The sequence below is a fragment of the Ruegeria sp. CDSB013 genome, assembly GCF_059611165.1.
This window is the reverse complement of record NZ_JBXWPA010000003.1, coordinates 344,507-361,576: the sequence shown is the minus strand read 5'-3', so window position 1 is coordinate 361,576 and position 17,070 is coordinate 344,507. Positions and strand designations below refer to the sequence as shown.

Annotated in this window: 14 protein-coding genes; 10 read left to right on the top strand and 4 right to left on the bottom strand. The window is 57.7% G+C overall.

All coding sequences use genetic code 11. The features are described 5' to 3' along the window. Window positions 1–16: 16 nt before the first annotated feature. Window positions 17–2,149, bottom strand: coding sequence for a malate synthase G (locus AC2FJF_RS07935; protein WP_496724430.1), 2,133 nt, complete (start codon window positions 2,147–2,149; stop codon window positions 17–19). Between the two features lie 205 nt (window positions 2,150–2,354). On the opposite strand from AC2FJF_RS07935, the gene pepN reads away from it, so the two are divergent. From pepN to AC2FJF_RS07910, 5 genes are all read left to right on the top strand, one after another. Further along, window positions 2,355–4,907 (top strand): aminopeptidase N, encoded by a 2,553-nt coding sequence (pepN, locus tag AC2FJF_RS07930; RefSeq protein WP_496724429.1) that lies wholly within the window; start codon window positions 2,355–2,357, stop codon window positions 4,905–4,907. Next, window positions 4,904–5,332, top strand: a complete 429-nt coding sequence (locus tag AC2FJF_RS07925) for a hypothetical protein (RefSeq protein ID WP_496724428.1) — start codon at window positions 4,904–4,906, stop codon at window positions 5,330–5,332. Before pepN ends, AC2FJF_RS07925 begins: the two co-directional genes overlap by 4 nt. Window positions 5,333–5,462: 130 nt before the next feature. Next, window positions 5,463–6,725 (top strand): hypothetical protein, encoded by a 1,263-nt coding sequence (locus AC2FJF_RS07920; RefSeq protein WP_496724427.1) that lies wholly within the window; start codon window positions 5,463–5,465, stop codon window positions 6,723–6,725. Window positions 6,726–6,795: 70 nt separating this feature from the next. Then, complete coding sequence (gatB, locus tag AC2FJF_RS07915) at window positions 6,796–8,307, top strand: Asp-tRNA(Asn)/Glu-tRNA(Gln) amidotransferase subunit GatB (RefSeq protein ID WP_496724426.1); 1,512 nt, start codon at window positions 6,796–6,798, stop codon at window positions 8,305–8,307. A gap of 171 nt (window positions 8,308–8,478) precedes the next feature. Continuing rightward, window positions 8,479–8,892, top strand: coding sequence for a DUF4177 domain-containing protein (locus AC2FJF_RS07910; protein WP_496724425.1), 414 nt, complete (start codon window positions 8,479–8,481; stop codon window positions 8,890–8,892). A 38-nt stretch (window positions 8,893–8,930) separates the two neighbouring features. Here AC2FJF_RS07910 and AC2FJF_RS07905 read toward each other — a convergent pair whose 3' ends face one another. Further along, window positions 8,931–9,320, bottom strand: coding sequence for a VOC family protein (locus AC2FJF_RS07905; RefSeq protein WP_058274355.1), 390 nt, complete (start codon window positions 9,318–9,320; stop codon window positions 8,931–8,933). A 40-nt stretch (window positions 9,321–9,360) separates the two neighbouring features. On the opposite strand from AC2FJF_RS07905, the gene AC2FJF_RS07900 reads away from it, so the two are divergent. Beyond that, complete coding sequence (locus AC2FJF_RS07900) at window positions 9,361–9,897, top strand: winged helix-turn-helix transcriptional regulator (RefSeq protein WP_496724424.1); 537 nt, start codon at window positions 9,361–9,363, stop codon at window positions 9,895–9,897. Between the two features lie 20 nt (window positions 9,898–9,917). Here the strand turns inward: AC2FJF_RS07900 and AC2FJF_RS07895 are convergent, their stop codons facing one another. Continuing rightward, window positions 9,918–10,172, bottom strand: coding sequence for a BolA family protein (locus AC2FJF_RS07895; RefSeq protein WP_058274353.1), 255 nt, complete (start codon window positions 10,170–10,172; stop codon window positions 9,918–9,920). Between the two features lie 108 nt (window positions 10,173–10,280). Here AC2FJF_RS07895 and AC2FJF_RS07890 point away from each other — a divergent pair, with 108 nt between their 5' ends. Next, window positions 10,281–10,907 (top strand): J domain-containing protein, encoded by a 627-nt coding sequence (locus AC2FJF_RS07890; protein WP_058274352.1) that lies wholly within the window; start codon window positions 10,281–10,283, stop codon window positions 10,905–10,907. 5 nt (window positions 10,908–10,912) lie between these two features. Here the strand turns inward: AC2FJF_RS07890 and AC2FJF_RS07885 are convergent, their stop codons facing one another. Further along, entirely contained in the window at window positions 10,913–11,821 is a 909-nt protein-coding gene (locus tag AC2FJF_RS07885; RefSeq protein WP_496724423.1) for a Hint domain-containing protein, read from the bottom strand. 319 nt (window positions 11,822–12,140) lie between these two features. Here AC2FJF_RS07885 and cobS point away from each other — a divergent pair, with 319 nt between their 5' ends. The 3 genes from cobS to AC2FJF_RS07870 all read left to right on the top strand — a co-directional run bounded on the left by cobS (window position 12,141) and on the right by AC2FJF_RS07870 (window position 17,049). Next, window positions 12,141–13,127, top strand: coding sequence for a cobaltochelatase subunit CobS (cobS, locus tag AC2FJF_RS07880; protein WP_058274350.1), 987 nt, complete (start codon window positions 12,141–12,143; stop codon window positions 13,125–13,127). Between the two features lie 180 nt (window positions 13,128–13,307). Next, window positions 13,308–15,185 (top strand): cobaltochelatase subunit CobT, encoded by a 1,878-nt coding sequence (cobT, locus tag AC2FJF_RS07875; RefSeq protein ID WP_496724422.1) that lies wholly within the window; start codon window positions 13,308–13,310, stop codon window positions 15,183–15,185. Window positions 15,186–15,258: 73 nt separating this feature from the next. Then, window positions 15,259–17,049 carry an aminopeptidase P family protein gene (locus AC2FJF_RS07870; RefSeq protein WP_496724421.1) on the top strand — a complete coding sequence of 597 codons (1,791 nt, stop codon included), beginning with the start codon at window positions 15,259–15,261 and terminating at the stop codon, window positions 17,047–17,049. Window positions 17,050–17,070 lie beyond the last annotated feature (21 nt).

Here is a 17,070-nt window from a genome sequence, read left to right as displayed (position 1 = left end):
TATCGTTCCTGTTGGTTTAAAGGCTGGCTTTCAGTTCCAACCGGCGGGCATGCAGGACCGGCTCGGTATAGCCCGAGGGTTGCACGCGCCCCTTGAAGACCAGATCACAGGCCGCTTGGAAAGCAATTCCGTCGAAACCGGGTGCCAACGGGCGATAGTCTGCGTCATTTTCGTTCTGGCGATCCACCACAGCGGCCATTTTTTGCATCGCAGCCATGACCTGCCCTTCCGAGACAACATCATGGTACAACCAGTTGGCCAGCGCTTGAGATGAAATCCGGCAGGTCGCGCGATCCTCCATCAGGCCGACATCGTTGATATCCGGCACTTTCGAACAGCCAACACCCTGATCAACCCAGCGCACCACGTATCCAAGAATGCCCTGCGCGTTGTTCTCGATCTCGCGGGTGATCTCGTTCTCGCTGAGGTTTCGACCGCCCAGCAACGGAATGGTCAGCAAATCCCCCAGCGTCCCCCGCGCGCCACCGGCAGCCAGTTCATCCTGGCGGGCCAGCACGTCAACCTCGTGATAATGCGTCGCGTGCAATGTCGCAGCTGTCGGCGACGGCACCCAGGCGCACGTCGCGCCGGATTTCGGGTGGCCGATCTTCTGCTCCAGCATATCACCCATCCGGTCGGGCATCGCCCACATGCCCTTACCAATCTGCGCCTTGCCCTTCAGACCGCAGGCCAAACCAGTATCTACGTTGCGATCTTCATAAGACGCAATCCACGGCGTGTTCTTGATGTCGCCCTTGGGCAGCATTGGCCCAGCTTCGATCGAGGTGTGAATCTCATCCCCAGTCCGGTCAAGAAAACCGGTGTTGATGAAAGCCACCCGCGATTTCGCAGCGCGGATGCATTCCTTGAGGTTGACCGACGTGCGGCGCTCTTCATCCATGATGCCCAGCTTCACGGTATTGCGCGGCAGGCCAAGGATGTCTTCGACCATGTCAAAAATCTCGACCGAGAACGCGACTTCTGCCGGTCCGTGCATCTTGGGCTTGACCACATAGACCGAGCCTTGGACCGAATTTCCGCCGTCTCGCTTGAGATCGTGCATGGCGATCAGCGTCGTGCAGAGCGCATCCATCAACCCTTCGCCGATCTCATTGCCCTGTTCATCCAACACAGCAGGGTTTGTCATCAAATGCCCGACGTTGCGGATCAGCATCAGCGAACGACCCTTCAGGCTGGCTGCCCCACCGGATGCTGCAGTAAAGCTCAGGTCCTGGGCCAGTTTACGGGTAAAGGTCTTGCCACCTTTCGCGACCTCTTCTGTCAGGTCGCCCTTCATCAGACCCAGCCAATTGCCATAGGCAACAACCTTGTCCTCGGCATCGACACACGCAACCGAGTCCTCGCAATCCATGATCGTGGACAGGGCGGATTCCAGATAAACATCGGAAATGCCAGCAGGATCCGCCGCCCCGATGTTGCTGGACGGGTCGATCACGATCTTGATGTGCAGACCGTTGTTTTTCAGCAGCACAAAATCGGGGTTCTCAGTCGAACCGCCATAGCCAACAAATCGCGAAGCGTCCGTCAGTGCGGGCACCAATGCCCCCTCTTCAACCCGCAGTTCAGGCGCATTCGCCCACGAGCCATTTGCCAATGGAACGGCGTCATCCAGAAACCCCTTTGCCCAGGCAATCACCCGCGCGCCGCGCGCCGCGTCGTAGCCGCCAGCCGCAGGCAAGTCACCCATCGCGTCCGTTCCATAAAGCGCGTCATAAAGACTGCCCCAACGTGCATTGGCTGCGTTCAGTGCAAATCGCGCATTGGTAATCGGAACAACAAGTTGCGGTCCAGGGATCGAGGCGATCTCGGGGTCGACATTGGCGGTTTCAATCTGGAAATCCGCACCTTCTTCGACCAGATAACCGATCTCGCGCAGGAAAACCTGATAGGCCTCGGCGTCGTGGTCCTGGCCTTGGCGCTCAAGATGCCATGCATCGATCTTGCCCTGAATGTCCTGCCGCTTAGCCAGAAAAGCTCGGTTCTTGGGGCCAAGTTCAGCGACCATGCGCGCCAGACCATCCCAGAAGGCATCCGCTGTGACACCTGTACCCGGCAGGGCTTGGCCTTCAATGAACTCGGCCAGAACCGTATCCACCTGCAATCCGCTGCGCGCCTGTCTGCTGCTCATTTTGTTTCTCCCGGGAATGTGCACGACTGTATGCCGTCAGCATTTAGGGCGAAAGTTTCCGATAGGCAACGTGCGTCGCAGCGTCGCGGTCAAAAAGACTTACCAAAATCAGGCTTGAGGCATTCCGGCGCGCGGATCGCACGGCTTGCAGCCAACCTTCACAGCCCATACGTTCGCGCAAACACGAAATTATGCGAGGCCCCTGATGCGCGACGCTGCCCCAACGACGATCTATCTGAAAGACTACACACCCTTTGGTTATCTGGTGGACAGCGTGCACCTGACGTTTGATCTGGCCGCCCACGCAACCCGCGTCACCTCTCGCATCGCATTTCGCCCGAACCCGGAGGCCAGCGACAAGACGTTCTTCCTGCACGGTGAGGACCTCAAGCTGATCCGCGCATCCATTGATGGTGCGGAAATCACCCCCGAGATTACCGACAAGGGCCTGACCGTTGCTGCCCCCGACGCGCCGTTTATCTGGGAAGCCGAGGTTGAGATCGATCCCGGCAATAACACGGCGCTCGAAGGCCTGTATATGTCAAACGGCATGTATTGCACCCAGTGTGAGGCTGAAGGGTTCCGCAAGATAACCTATTACCCCGACCGCCCGGACGTAATGTCCAACTTTACCGTGCGCATCAACGGCGACCTCCCTGTACTGCTGTCCAACGGCAACCCTTCGGGCCAAGGCGAAGGCTGGGCCGAATGGACCGATCCGTGGCCCAAGCCCGCTTACCTGTTCGCGCTGGTCGCGGGCGAGCTGATCGCCCATCCCGGTCAGTTCACCACCATGTCGGGTCGCGATGTGGAGCTGAACCTCTGGGTCCGTCCCGGCGACGAAGGCAAATGTGCCTTTGGTATGGAAGCCTTGAAGAAATCCATGAAGTGGGACGAGGACATCTATGGCCGCGAATACGATCTGGACGTGTTCAACATCGTGGCCGTGGATGACTTCAACATGGGCGCGATGGAGAACAAAGGGCTGAACATCTTCAACTCATCCGCTGTTCTTGCCAGCCCTGAAACCTCGACCGACGCCAATTTTGAACGGATCGAAGCGATCATCGCGCATGAGTATTTCCACAACTGGACCGGCAATCGGATCACCTGCCGCGACTGGTTCCAACTGTGCCTGAAAGAAGGGCTGACCGTTTTCCGGGATGCGCAGTTCACCTCGGACATGCGCTCGGCCCCAGTAAAGCGGATTGAGGACGCTATCGACCTGCGCGCGCGGCAGTTCCCCGAGGATAACGGGCCCTTGTCGCATCCCGTCCGGCCTGAGAGTTTTCAGGAAATCAACAACTTCTACACCGCCACCGTCTACGAAAAAGGTGCCGAGATCATCGGTATGCTGAAACGTCTGGTTGGTGATGAGGCCTACTCCAAGGCTTTGGATTTGTATTTCGATCGTCACGATGGGCAAGCCTGCACCATTGAAGACTGGATCAAGGTGTTTGAGGACACCACCGGCCGCGACCTGAGCCAGTTCAAGCGCTGGTACAGCCAATCCGGCACGCCGCGCGTAACAGTGAGCGAAGATTGGAATGACGGCACATATACGCTGACACTGGCGCAGCACACCGAAGAAACACCTGGGCAGTCCGAAAAGCTGCCGCAAGTGATCCCAGTCGCTGTAGGTCTGCTTGGCCAAAACGGGGACGAGGTGCGCGCAACCGAGGTTCTGGAACTGACCGAAGCGCAACAAAGATTCCAATTCACCGGGCTGGCGGCAAAACCTGTGGCCTCGATCCTGCGAGATTTCTCGGCCCCTGTGATCCTTGAGCACGATCACACCGACGCCGAACGCGCCTTCCTTCTGGCCCACGACACCGATCCTTTCAATCGGTGGCAGGCGGGACGGTCTTTGGCGCAGGACACGCTGTTGCGCATGATCCTCGAAGACGCAACGCCGGGTGCGGATTACCTGGACGGGGTGCTGGCCGTTCTGCGCGACGGCGATCTGGACCCGGCGTATCGCGCCCTGATGCTGGGTCTGCCTTCGCAATCCGAGCTGGCGGCCGCGTTGTCCGACCGGGGTGAAACACCTGACCCTATGGCGATCTGGACAGCGGTCGAGACGCTGCGGCAGGCAACCGCGCAGCACGTTCAGGACTTGCTGCCGCGCTTGCACAGCGAAACCTTGATCGAGGCACCATACAGTCCCGATGCAGACCAAGTCGGCAAACGTTCGCTTGGCAATGCCGCACTGGCCCTGACGTCACGGCTTGATGGTGCGGCAATGGCAGCCGAGCAATACGCGGCGGCTGGCAACATGACACAGCAACTGAGCGCCCTGTCCTGCCTGCTGCGCGCAGGCAAAGGCGAGGCCGAGCTTTCTGCGTTCTACGATCAATGGCAGCACGACCGTCTGGTGATGGACAAATGGTTTGCCCTTCAGGTCGGAATGGCCTCTCCAGCGGCCACGGCAGACATCGCCCGCACCCTGACCGAGCACGCCGATTTCAACTGGAAAAACCCCAACCGGTTCCGGGCGGTAATGGGTGCACTGGCGATGAACCACGCCGGTTTTCACCGCGCAGATGGTGCGGGTTATGCGTTGCTGGCCGACTGGCTGATCAAACTGGACCCTGTCAACCCGCAGACCACGGCGCGGATGTGTTCGGCCTACCAGACATGGAAACGCTATGACGCGGACCGTCAGGACCTGATCCGTGCACAACTGACCCGCATCGCAGAAACGCCTGACCTGTCGCGCGACACGACAGAAATGGTCTCGCGCATTCTCAACGCATGACGGAATTCACGTTTACGCGTCAGAATCGGGCACCGCGCACCGTCGGTGTTCTGATCTGCGTCTATGCGGCCTTGTTGGCACTTGTGATCCTGTTCGACGCGGCGTGGTGGCTGGTAGTGCTATTGGCGTTGCCTACGTTACCGGCTATTTGGGATATCACACAGAACACCAGCGCAGGGCTGGTTCTTGATCAGAACAAACTGCGCTGGTTTACCGGCACCCGAGAGGCCGAAATTGATCGTTCGGACATTGATTATTTCCGCTTCGACACGCGCTGGGATTTCTCGGTGCGCGTTTCACTGGTTCTGACATCCGGCAAACGGATTCGGCTGCCTGATGAGTCGTCTCCGCATCACAGGGACTTCGAACAGGTCCTGCAACAGGCTGGTTTTCGAATTGAACGTCATCACTTCGTCGCATTTTGAAACAATGGATGTATTTTCGTAAAATTAAAGACAATAGTTAACCAATCTCATTCAAAGACCTTGAATTTGACACCGATTGCGGCAAAGCTTTCACCCTCAAGTTTCTGGTTTGTTTGTTTCGAGTGCCGCCATGTTCTGGTTTTTGAGGGACCGTTCGTCCCGTTCCCGATCTTCTATTGCTCATCCCGCTGCATCCGGCGCGTATTTCGCTGACCCGGCTGTTTCGCCTGTATTGCCGGACCAAGGGCAATTGAACATCCCATTGGCTGATGTTCAGGCCCAGGATGAGATTGGGCGCAGCTCGATAGAAAAAGGCCGCTTCCTGGCCAGACAGGATCGCTGGGCAGAATTGTCCGACCTGATGCGCAAAGCAGACGACGCACGGGACACTGCACCCGACGGAATGCCCGTCGCCGAATTGCTGGCGTTTGGGGCACGAGCCGATGTGGTTCTGGCCGCAGAGCACGCGCTGTCTGACGCCAAAGCGCTATCAGAATTTGATGTCATGAACGGCATTTCCGAATTGGAAGACGAGATGCGCGCGCACTCGGGCGACCCGATGATCGCCTTGGTTGTCGCTTTGGCCCACATTGATATGGCATGGGCATGGCGCGGTACAACGAACGAAGCAACCCTTCCCTCGCTGCACCAATCCCGTTGCGCCGCCCATTTCGATCGGGCAGCTGCAATCCTTCCCAATTGTCGCGAGGCCGCAGCGGACAGCCCCATTGTCGCCTCGGCTGGCTGCGCAATTTTGGCGGGTCAGCGTAGAGCAAACACACGGGTGGCGGATGAATACGAGCGGTTGATTAAGCTCGACCCGTTGAATCATCGGCACATGCGCGCGATGGGGACCCACCTGCTGCCGCGCTGGTTCGGAAGCTATGGCGAGCTCGAGGTCCAGGCGCTGCGTATGGCGGCTCAGACCCGGGACACCTGGGGGGCCGGAGGCTATACTTGGGTTCAGTTCGACGCAATTGCCCTAGACGAAGAGGCCTGCGCGCGTCTGGATGTCGATTTCTTCCTGGAAGGCATGCACGATATTCTCCGTCGGCGTCCTGACCAGCAAACCGTCAACATGTTGTCTGCCTACTGCGCCATCACGATCCAGAACGGTGCTGGCCAGTGCGACAAGGCTGATCTGGTGCGCAGCCAGATACACCAGGCTGCAAACTGGCTGATCCGCGATCACCTGACAGAACTGCACCCGTTGATTTGGGCCCATGCAGCAAATGGGTTCAACAACAGTGTTCGGATCAATTCACCCGAACGGTTCGCGGCCCGCGGGCAGCGCGATGCCCTGCGTGCAATTGGCGATCTGTTCCGTGATGAGCTGCGCAGCGGATTGGATGTGACGTTTACTCCGACGGGTTTGCGCCTGTCCGGGCATTGATTCCCCCTTGCCCCTAGGCCGTGCCGGGCCTAATACGCAGGCTTAGACTTCTGCGGAAATGAGGCGCGCCATGCTCGACCTGACATACGAAATGCCCAAACCCAAAACCATTGCCGGGGCCAAGCACGATTGGGAACTGGTCATCGGGATGGAGGTGCATGCGCAGGTCTCATCCAATGCCAAGCTGTTCTCGGGTGCGTCGACCCAATTCGGGGCCGAGCCGAACTCGAACGTGGCATTCGTGGACGCGGCGATGCCGGGAATGCTGCCCGTGATCAACGAGTATTGCGTGGAACAGGCGGTGCGCACCGGGCTGGGCCTGAAGGCGGAGATCAACCTGAAATCGGCCTTTGACCGCAAGAACTATTTCTACCCCGACCTGCCGCAGGGTTACCAAATTTCTCAGCTTTATCAGCCTATTGTGGGTGAAGGCGAGGTTCTGGTCGAAATGGGTGACGGCACCGCACGTATGGTGCGCATTGAACGCATCCACATGGAACAGGACGCTGGCAAATCGATCCACGACATGGACCCCCACATGTCATTTGTCGACCTGAACCGGACCGGTGTTTGCCTGATGGAGATCGTCAGCCGCCCCGATATTCGCGGACCGGAAGAGGCCGCTGCCTATATCGTCAAGCTGCGTCAAATCTTGCGTTACTTGGGCACCTGCGACGGCAACATGCAGAACGGCAACCTGCGAGCAGACGTGAACGTTTCGATCTGCCTGCCCGGTGCTTATGAGAAATATCAGGAAACGCAGGACTTCTCGCATCTGGGCACCCGTTGCGAGATCAAGAATATGAACTCGATGCGCTTTATTCAGCAAGCGATCGAAGTCGAAGCGCGTCGTCAGATTGCCATCGTTGAAGGTGGCGGCAAGGTCGATCAGGAAACCCGGCTATATGACCCGGACAAGGGCGAAACACGGTCGATGCGGTCCAAAGAAGAGGCGCATGACTATCGCTACTTCCCTGACCCAGATCTGCTGCCGTTGGAGATTGAGCAGGCATGGGTGGACGACATCGCCGCCAAATTGCCGGAACTGCCCGACGACAAGAAGACACGATTCATCAGTGAATTCGGGCTGACCGACTATGACGCTTCCGTTCTGACCGCCGAGGTAGAGTCGGCCGCCTATTTCGAAGAGGTCGCCAAAGGCCGCAACGGCAAGTTGGCCGCAAACTGGGTCATCAACGAACTGTTTGGTCGGCTGAAGAAAGAAGACCACAGCATCACCGACTCGCCGGTTTCGCCTGCGCAGTTGGGTGGGATCATCGATCTGATCGCCTCAGACGCCATTTCTGGCAAGATCGCCAAGGATCTGTTCGAGATTGTCTACACCGAAGGCGGCGACCCGGCGCAGATCGTTGAAGAACGCGGCATGAAACAGGTCACCGACACCGGTGCCATCGAAACTGCGCTGGACGAAATCATCGCGGCCAACCCGTCGCAGGTCGAAAAAGCCAAGGTGAACCCGAAACTGGCAGGCTGGTTTGTTGGTCAGGTCATGAAGGCAACTGGCGGCAAGGCGAACCCCAAAGCCGTCAATGAGTTGGTCAGCAAAAAGCTGAGCTCGTAAACCTTTCGGTTCAAGAAACTGCAACGGAAGGGTCCGTGCATATGGCGCGGATCTTCCGGCCCCGCGCGCGGGGCGCAACAGACAAAACAGAATTTGCCCAACGGGCGATGATGACTGTTCGAAACCCGACAACATGTTAGATTGCCAGGGATCGGCAACTAGGAAAATCTGATGCAGCGCTACGAATACAAAGTTGTCCCCGCCCCGCAGAAAGGCACCAAGGCCAAGGGCGTCAAAACTGCCGAAGGGCGGTTTGCAGTGTCGATCGAACAGATCCTGAATCAAATGGGGCAGGATGGCTGGGAATACCAGCGTGCGGAACTTCTGCCCAGCGAGGAACGCGCTGGCCTGACCAGTTCCACCGTGAACTGGCGCAACGTTCTGGTGTTTCGGCGTGAGATTGCAGCTGAATTTTCTTCGGAGCGTGAGGCGGTTGAGGACAGCGACGCTGCCCCCGTGGCTCAGCCGGTGCCTGGACCAGAAGAAGAAGTGCAGGCCCCTGCACCGATTTCAGAAGAGGTCAAAGATCCGCCATTGACCCTGAAGCCAACAGACCTGTCCGAAAAGGACAAAGAGCAGACCTAAGCGGTCTGCTCGGCGTTTTCATAGCCTGCAGCTGAATTTTACTCGGCAGCGCTTGCTGCTTGGCTCAGATCCTGCGCCAGCATCAGTGCGTTGCCGTCCGGGTCGTAGAACGTCGCGGTGCTGACCATGCCCTCGATCGTTTCAGTCGCCCCATCGAACCTGACGCCCGAGGATTCGAGCGCCTGACGCGCCGTCGCAATATCCGACACCCCGAACACCGGCACCGTATTGCCCGGCGCAGGCTCGGCCTGTTCACCCAGGCCCAAGGTCACACCGTCGGTTTTGGTTTTCATCTCGCTCCAACCGGCCTCGTCAATGTGGTGGATCAGCTCAAACCCCAGCTTGGCCTGATACCATTCGGCACTGACATGCCTGTCTTGCACGGACATGGCGAGCGTGATCGTGTTTTCCAGTGAAACGAGTGGCATTGAACTATCCTTTTGGCGAAAATTAAAGTAACTATACTTTATGGACATAACGATTCTTGTCAAGCTTACATCCCGCGCCTGGTCCCTGAACATTCTGGCGTTGATGCATGAAGGCATGCCGGGACGACAGGCACCGCTACTGGCTGCGACAAGCGCCGGCAGAACGGCATTTGCCCAGAGCCTTGACCACCTGATTCAATTGGGTTTTCTGGAACGGAATCCTGGCCACGGTCATCCGTTGCGTCCCGAGTTTCGATTGACCCAAACGGGTGAATCTGCGGCCGAAATCGCCAGCCGAATCGTGAATGCCGTGCCAGATGACGCTGATTTCGCGTTACTCAGACGCAGTTGGACGGCGCCTATTCTGGCGCTGACCGACAGGCCCCGACGGTTCTCGACCCTCAAATCCGGTCTGATCACGATTTCCGACCGCGCACTTTCGACGTCGCTTCATCGCCTGGAAGAGCAAGAGTGGATACAGCGAGACATTGATGAAACGCACCGGCTGCCTTTTCCCACCTATCGAGCGGTGAATCAGGGAATCGCGGTTAACAGGGCCATTTCTCTGGTCGCCTAGGCACCGACCAAAGGGCCTGTTCAGGTATCAATATCCAGCGCCAGCGCATGAATGCGGGGCACGATGTCACCCAGTGCCTTATGTACGGCCCGGTGGCGGGCGACGCGGGATTGACCCTGAAAAGCGCTGGCACGAATACGGACGTTGAAATGGCTTTCGCCGCCCTCTTGAAACCCGGCGTGTCCTCGGTGGCTTTCGCTGTCATCCACGACTTCCAGCTCACGCGGTTCAAAGGCTGCCATCAGGCGGGTTCGGATCTCGTCGGTAACAGTCATTTTTTTGCTCACGGGCGAAAATTTTACCGCCCCCCCTCTTCTACTTTCGGCTGCTTAGACTAAACTGCTGCCTCCGAGTCGAAAAGATGCGTTCTTAAGGATGAGCACATGGTGAAGTCAGACCCCTTCGGATTTGATATGTCCGTATCCACTTCCAAGAAAAAGAACCCGCGGGGGCGTCGCGGAATGTCGGGCGCGTCTGAAACCTCGACGCGTATCTGCGATCACGAAGGTTGCGAAGAACCGGGCAAGTTCCGTGCGCCCAAGGCCCCTGACGTGCTGGACGACTTTTTCTGGTTCTGCCAGCAGCACGTTCGCGAATACAACAACAAGTGGAACTTCTTTGACGGCACCACCGAGGCCGAGTTGAACGCCCAGCGGTCCAAGGACAAAGTGTGGGAGCGCGAGACCAAGCCGATGGGCGATCCCGAAGCGCGCGCATGGGCGCGTCTGGGCATCGAAGACCCGCATCAGGTACTTGGCGCAAACAGCACCCAAAACAAAGGACGCACGTCAGGTGGCGGCGGTCGTCGCCTGCCCCCCACGGAACGCCGCGCGATCGAAATTCTGGAAGCCAACGACAGCTGGACCAAGGCCGAGGTGCGCAAAGCGTACAAAAAGCTGATCAAGGTGCTGCACCCTGACATGAACGGCGGCGACCGTTCCCAGGAAGAGCAGTTGCAAGAGGTCGTCTGGGCGTGGGATCAGATCAAGGACAGCCGGAACTTTAGGTAGTCGGCTTATCGACGACCGTACATGCGCAAAAGCGCCTCTGTTTCGGGTCGCTTTAGGCACCGCACGCGAGTTTGTTCCAAAGTGGGTTTAGGGCTGAAACGATCCGGGAATAGCATACCAAGCTCCTCGACATCTTCGCGATCGAATGACAAAAGCGCCATGTCGCCCAGAAACAAGCTTTCTGTCGGCAAACCATGCGAAATCAGTATCGCATGGCGATCACAGGCAACGTGGAAATACGTCACGGCCTCATCGGGCCGCACTTGTCGAATTGTTTTGTCATTGACCAAATGAATTGCCGCAGCAAAAACTCTGGGCTCTCCAAACAGCAATTCGGCGCGCCACCCTTCGAGAACAATCCTATGCTGTGGAGACACGTATAGATCACGATCAGGCAAACCGTCCCCGATTGCCCCTTTCTGGATGCAAACAGGGCGCAATCGTGGGTTTCGCTGCAACGCTTCCGCGCTCATGGTCTTTTTACCAATCCAAAGGATAGGCAACAGCGCACCGCTGGAAACACGAACTTTGTCCCCAACCGATAGTTCTTCGACGGGGCAAGGACCTTTCCCGGTTTCAATCAAAGTTCCCTTTACGAAACATGGCACTGTTCCGGCAGGAAGGTCGACTGTCACACTGAGAGAGGCATTGTTACCATTTCCCGGATTCCCCGTCGTCGCGCGTATTAGAACCGTGAGTTGCGTATTCGGGGGAATGTCTGCCCCCTCAGTAAGCTCAACGGTCAGAACTCCGCTCGGTGAAATCGAAACAGTGTAGTCGGAAGGATCCAATCCACCATTGCCAGTTACGGTCACGCTCCACGTCACAGCTTTGGTCGCGGTATACTGCTCCATAACCGAGGTCGACCCACTGGGGATCGAGATAGAAGTCGGACCTGAGATTACTAACGACATTTTTACCTACACTCTTAAAAACAAAATCGGGAACCGCTTTTGCACAATCATATATGCATATTTAACTCATCATATCTTACTATTGCAATGTTAATGCTTCACGGGACTGCGTGGCGGCGTTCTGGACCCAAAATTCGTGCTGTCCAAGATTTGAAAGATTAGCTCGAGACATTGGACGCAACGTCGATAAGGCCAGTTTCAAAGAAACATCCGCCTAAGTACCTACCAGCACGGCTTTCCCTTGCCCTTGCCCGCAATATGTTGCACCACACACGAGTTCAAACCCGGCAACGCGGGGCAAAGGATAAGGACAAGGCGAATGGCTGACGGATCGATCGACGTAAACGCAAAACCCACCGAAGAAATTTCGGTCCGTGACGTGTTCGGTATTGAAACCGACATGGCGATCAAGGGCTTTGCTGACCGCAGTGACCGCGTACCCGCGATCGACCCGACCTACAAGTTTGACCCGGAAACCACACTGGCCATTCTGGCAGGCTTTTCCCACAATCGTCGTGTGATGATCCAAGGCTATCACGGCACAGGCAAATCGACCCATATCGAACAGGTCGCAGCCCGCCTGAACTGGCCCGCCGTGCGTGTGAACCTCGACAGCCACATCAGCCGGATCGACCTGATCGGCAAGGACGCCATCAAACTGCGTGACGGCAAACAGGTCACCGAGTTCCACGAGGGTATCCTGCCCTGGGCGTTGCGCAATCCTGTCGCCATCGTGTTCGATGAATACGACGCGGGCCGTGCCGACGTGATGTTCGTGATCCAACGTGTGCTGGAACACGACGGCAAGTTGACCCTGCTGGACCAGAACGAGATCATCACGCCGAATCCCAATTTCCGCCTGTTCGCCACGGCAAACACTGTGGGCCTGGGCGATACAACTGGCCTCTATCACGGCACGCAACAGATTAACCAGGCTCAGATGGACCGCTGGTCGCTGGTCTCGACGCTGAACTACCTCAGCCATGATGCCGAAACGATGATCGTTCTGTCCAAGGCGCCGCACTACAATACCGAGAAAGGCCGCAAGACCGTCAGCCAGATGGTCACTGTTGCCGACCTGACCCGGACCGCCTTCATGAACGGTGACCTGTCCACAGTTATGAGCCCTCGGACCGTTATCAACTGGGCCCAAAACGCCGAGATTTTCCGTGATGTGGGTTACGCTTTCCGCCTGTCCTTCCTGAACAAGTGTGATGAGCTTGAGCGCCAGACAGTGGCCGAGTTCTATCAACGTTGTTTTGATGAGGAACTGCCGGAAAGTGCAGCGAGCGTAAGCTTGGGGTGAAAGCCTTTTTTGTCATAGCATCGATCTGGGTCGTTTTTGATTCATTTTGGCTATTTGACAAAGTAGGTTGGAAAAAGTCGGCGCCTTCAGACATGACGGCGTCGCAATATGTTCACCTGATACGGCTGCGTTGGGAGTACGCAATACTTTTCCTAGCAGCAATGATCTGGAGTACGTTCATTGTCTAAACCTAACGACAACCCCGCCGATCCGTTCAAGAAGGCCTTGGCCGAGGCCACCAAGGTTATGGCCGACGATCCAGAGCTGTCTGTAAGCTATACGGTCGACCCCTCGGGGCTGTCGGGCGAGTCGATGCGTTTGCCGCAGGTCTCGCGCCGAATGACGCGAGAGGAGGTTCTGCTGGCGCGCGGAACGGCGGATGCCTTGGCATTGCAGCGCAAGTACCATGATGATGCGACGCACAACCGCTATGCGCCTCCGGGCGATATGGCGCGCGACTTGTATGAAGCGATGGAGGTCGCACGGTGTGAGGCGATGGGCGCGCGGGACATGCCCGGCACCGCTTCGAACATCGATGTAAAGATCGGGCACGAGGCACTGCGCCGCGGTTACGACCAGTGCAAGCAACCCGCAGATGCCCCCTTGTCGGTGGCCGCGGGTTATCTGATCCGCCACTTGGCAACCGGGCGCGACCTGCCGCCTGCAGCTGAGAACATCATGAACCTGTGGCGTGGCTTCATCGAAGAGCAGGCTGGTGGCACGCTGGAAAATTTGCAGGACATCCTTTCGGATCAGGCCGAATTCGCCAAGTTTGCCCGTCAGATGATCAAGGATCTGGGGTACGGCGATCAGTTGGGCGAAGACCCGGATGAGCTGGACGAAGATCAGGAAGATCAGGCTGAGGACGACGCCGAAGAACAGCCCGATCCCGACAGCACCGGTCAGGATGATCAGGACGAACAGGACGCCGACGCGACCCCTGAGCAAACTCAGGAAGAGCAGCAGGATCAGTCCCAGGCTCAGGTCTCGATGGACGAGATGGCCGAGGATGAGATGGGCGAAGAGGCCGAGATGCCCGAGGGCGAGGCACCGTTGGAGCCACCTGCCCCACCGCCAGCGTCCGAGGCCGACCCGGATTATAAGGTTTACCTTGGAACCTTTGACGAAGAGATCGCAGCCGAAGACCTGGCCGAGCCTGCCGAATTGGAACGGCTGCGCGCCTATCTGGATCAGCAGCTTGAGCCGCTTAAGGGTGCCGTCAGCCGTCTGGCGAACAAACTGCAGCGCCGTTTGCAGGCGCAACAGAACCGCTCTTGGGAGTTTGACCGCGAAGAAGGTATTCTAGATGCCGGGCGACTGGCGCGTGTTGTGGCCAACCCGACCACGCCGCTGAGTTTCAAGGTCGAGAAAGACACTGAGTTCCGCGATACGGTGGTGACACTGCTGCTGGATAACTCGGGCTCGATGCGCGGTCGTCCGATCTCGATCGCGGCGATCTGTGCCGATGTTCTGGCCCGGACGTTGGAACGTTGCAACGTGAAGGTCGAAATCCTTGGCTTTACTACGCGCGCTTGGAAAGGTGGCCAGGCACGTGAGGCATGGCTGAATGACGGTCGCCCGCAACAGCCGGGGCGTCTGAACGATCTGCGCCACATCATCTATAAAGGCGCGGATGCCCCGTGGCGTCGCGCGCGACCCAACTTGGGTTTGATGATGAAAGAAGGCCTGCTGAAAGAGAACATCGATGGTGAGGCGCTGGAGTGGGCGCATCGCCGGATGCTGGCGCGACGCGAACAGCGTAAGATCCTGATGGTGATCTCGGACGGCGCGCCGGTTGATGATTCAACGCTCAGCGTTAACCCCGCGAATTACTTGGAAAAACACTTACGCGACGTGATCGGAATGGTCGAAAAACGTAAGATGGTCGAGCTTTTGGCCATTGGTATCGGCCACGATGTAACCCGATACTACGACCGCGCGGTAACGATCACGGATGTCGAACAGCTGGCAGGTGCGATGACTGAACAGCTGGCGGCATTGTTCGACAGCGATCCTCGGGCACGTGCACGCGTGATGGGGATGAAGAGGGCCAGCTGACGCTGGCCCTGCCTCCGGCAGAAGTATTTTTCAAAAGATGAAGGGGCAGCCCCCCGTTTGCGAGAGGTGTCACATGTTTCAATCCTTTGCAGTCACTGCGCGTCCGGAACAGGGACCGCCCAGGCTGGCCGCTTTGCGATCCCAGATGGCACAGGATGGGTTGGACGGTTTTCTGATCCCACGCGCAGATGCGCATCAGGGCGAGTATGTGGCCCCACGCGATGAACGTCTGGCATGGCTGACGGGTTTCACCGGGTCGGCCGGTTTCTGCGCAGTGCTGTCCGATATTGCCGGCGTTTTCATCGATGGCCGGTATCGCACGCAGGTCAAGGCTCAGGTTGCGGCGGATTTCACGCCTGTGCCCTGGCCTGAAACCAGTTTGGGCGTGTGGCTTAAAGAACAGCTGCCCAACGGCGGCAAGGTTGGTTTTGATCCTTGGCTGCATGCAGCAGGGCAGATTACCAGTCTGAAGAAAGAGTTGAACGCAAGCGGCGTCGAACTTGTTCGTAGCGACAATCTGGTGGACAGGGTGTGGTCGGATCAACCGGACGCCCCGATGAACCCGGTCAAGGCGCACCCGATTGAGTTTGCAGGGGAAACAGCCACAAGCAAAATTGCGCGGGTGGCGGAGGATCTAAAACAGAACGGGTGTGATGCGGCCATCATTACATTGCCGGATTCGATCATGTGGCTGCTTAACATTCGTGGATCAGATATCGGGTATAACCCGGTAGCCCATGGGTTTACCATTCTACATGCCGATGGTCGGGTTGATCTGTTCATGGCGGCGCAAAAACTTACCGGGGTGTTAGATCACCTGGGCGACCAAGTTCAGGTTCACGAGCCTCGGTCTTTTCTGGATGCGGCCGCGGATTTGGGCGGCGCGGTTCAAGTCGATTTGGGAACCCTGCCGCAGGCAGTTGCGGATGTGCTGGGTGACAAAATGATGGATGCAGGTGATCCCTGTGCCCTTCCCAAAGCTCGCAAAAACGCCGCCGAAATCGCAGGCAGCGCCGAGGCGCATCTTCGTGACGCGGTGGCTGTTATTGAAACCCTGTGCTGGTTGGACGCACAGACCCCGGGCACAGTGGCGGAAACACAGGTGGTCACGCAGCTCGAGGAAAACCGCCGCCGGGATAACGCGCTACAGGATATCTCGTTCGACACGATTGCGGGCACCGGTCCCAACGGTGCGATCATGCATTACCGAGTAACCGAAGAAACCGACAGCCGGCTGGAGAATGGTGACTTGTTGGTTTTGGATAGCGGCGGTCAATATCTGGATGGCACAACCGACATCACCCGCACCATTGCAATCGGAGAAGTGGGCGTTGAGGAAAAAGCCTGCTTTACCCGCGTGCTGAAAGGGATGATCGATATGTCCATGCTGCGCTGGCCCGCCGGGCTGGCCGGACGAGATATCGAATGCATCGCACGCGCCCCCTTATGGGCAGCGGGCCAGGATTTCAATCACGGGGTCGGCCATGGCGTCGGTGCGTATCTGAGCGTCCATGAAGGGCCGCAGCGCTTGTCAAAGGTCAGCCACGTACCGCTCGAGCCAGGTATGATCCTGTCCAACGAGCCCGGATATTATCGCGAAGGCGCGTTCGGCATTCGGATCGAGAACCTTGTTGTGGTGCAGGATGCCCCGACGCTGCCCACCGCTGACACCGAGCGTGCGATGCTGAACTGGCGGACACTTACATACGTACCGATTGACCGGCGGCTGATAGTAGTTGATATGCTAACGGTAGATGAGCGCGCGTGGCTGAATTCATATCACCGCGACGTTGCGGAAAAAGTCCGCCCAAGGCTGGGCGACGACGCTCAACTGTGGTTGGATGCCGCAACTGCGCCGATCTGACACCGGACTGTCACATAAACC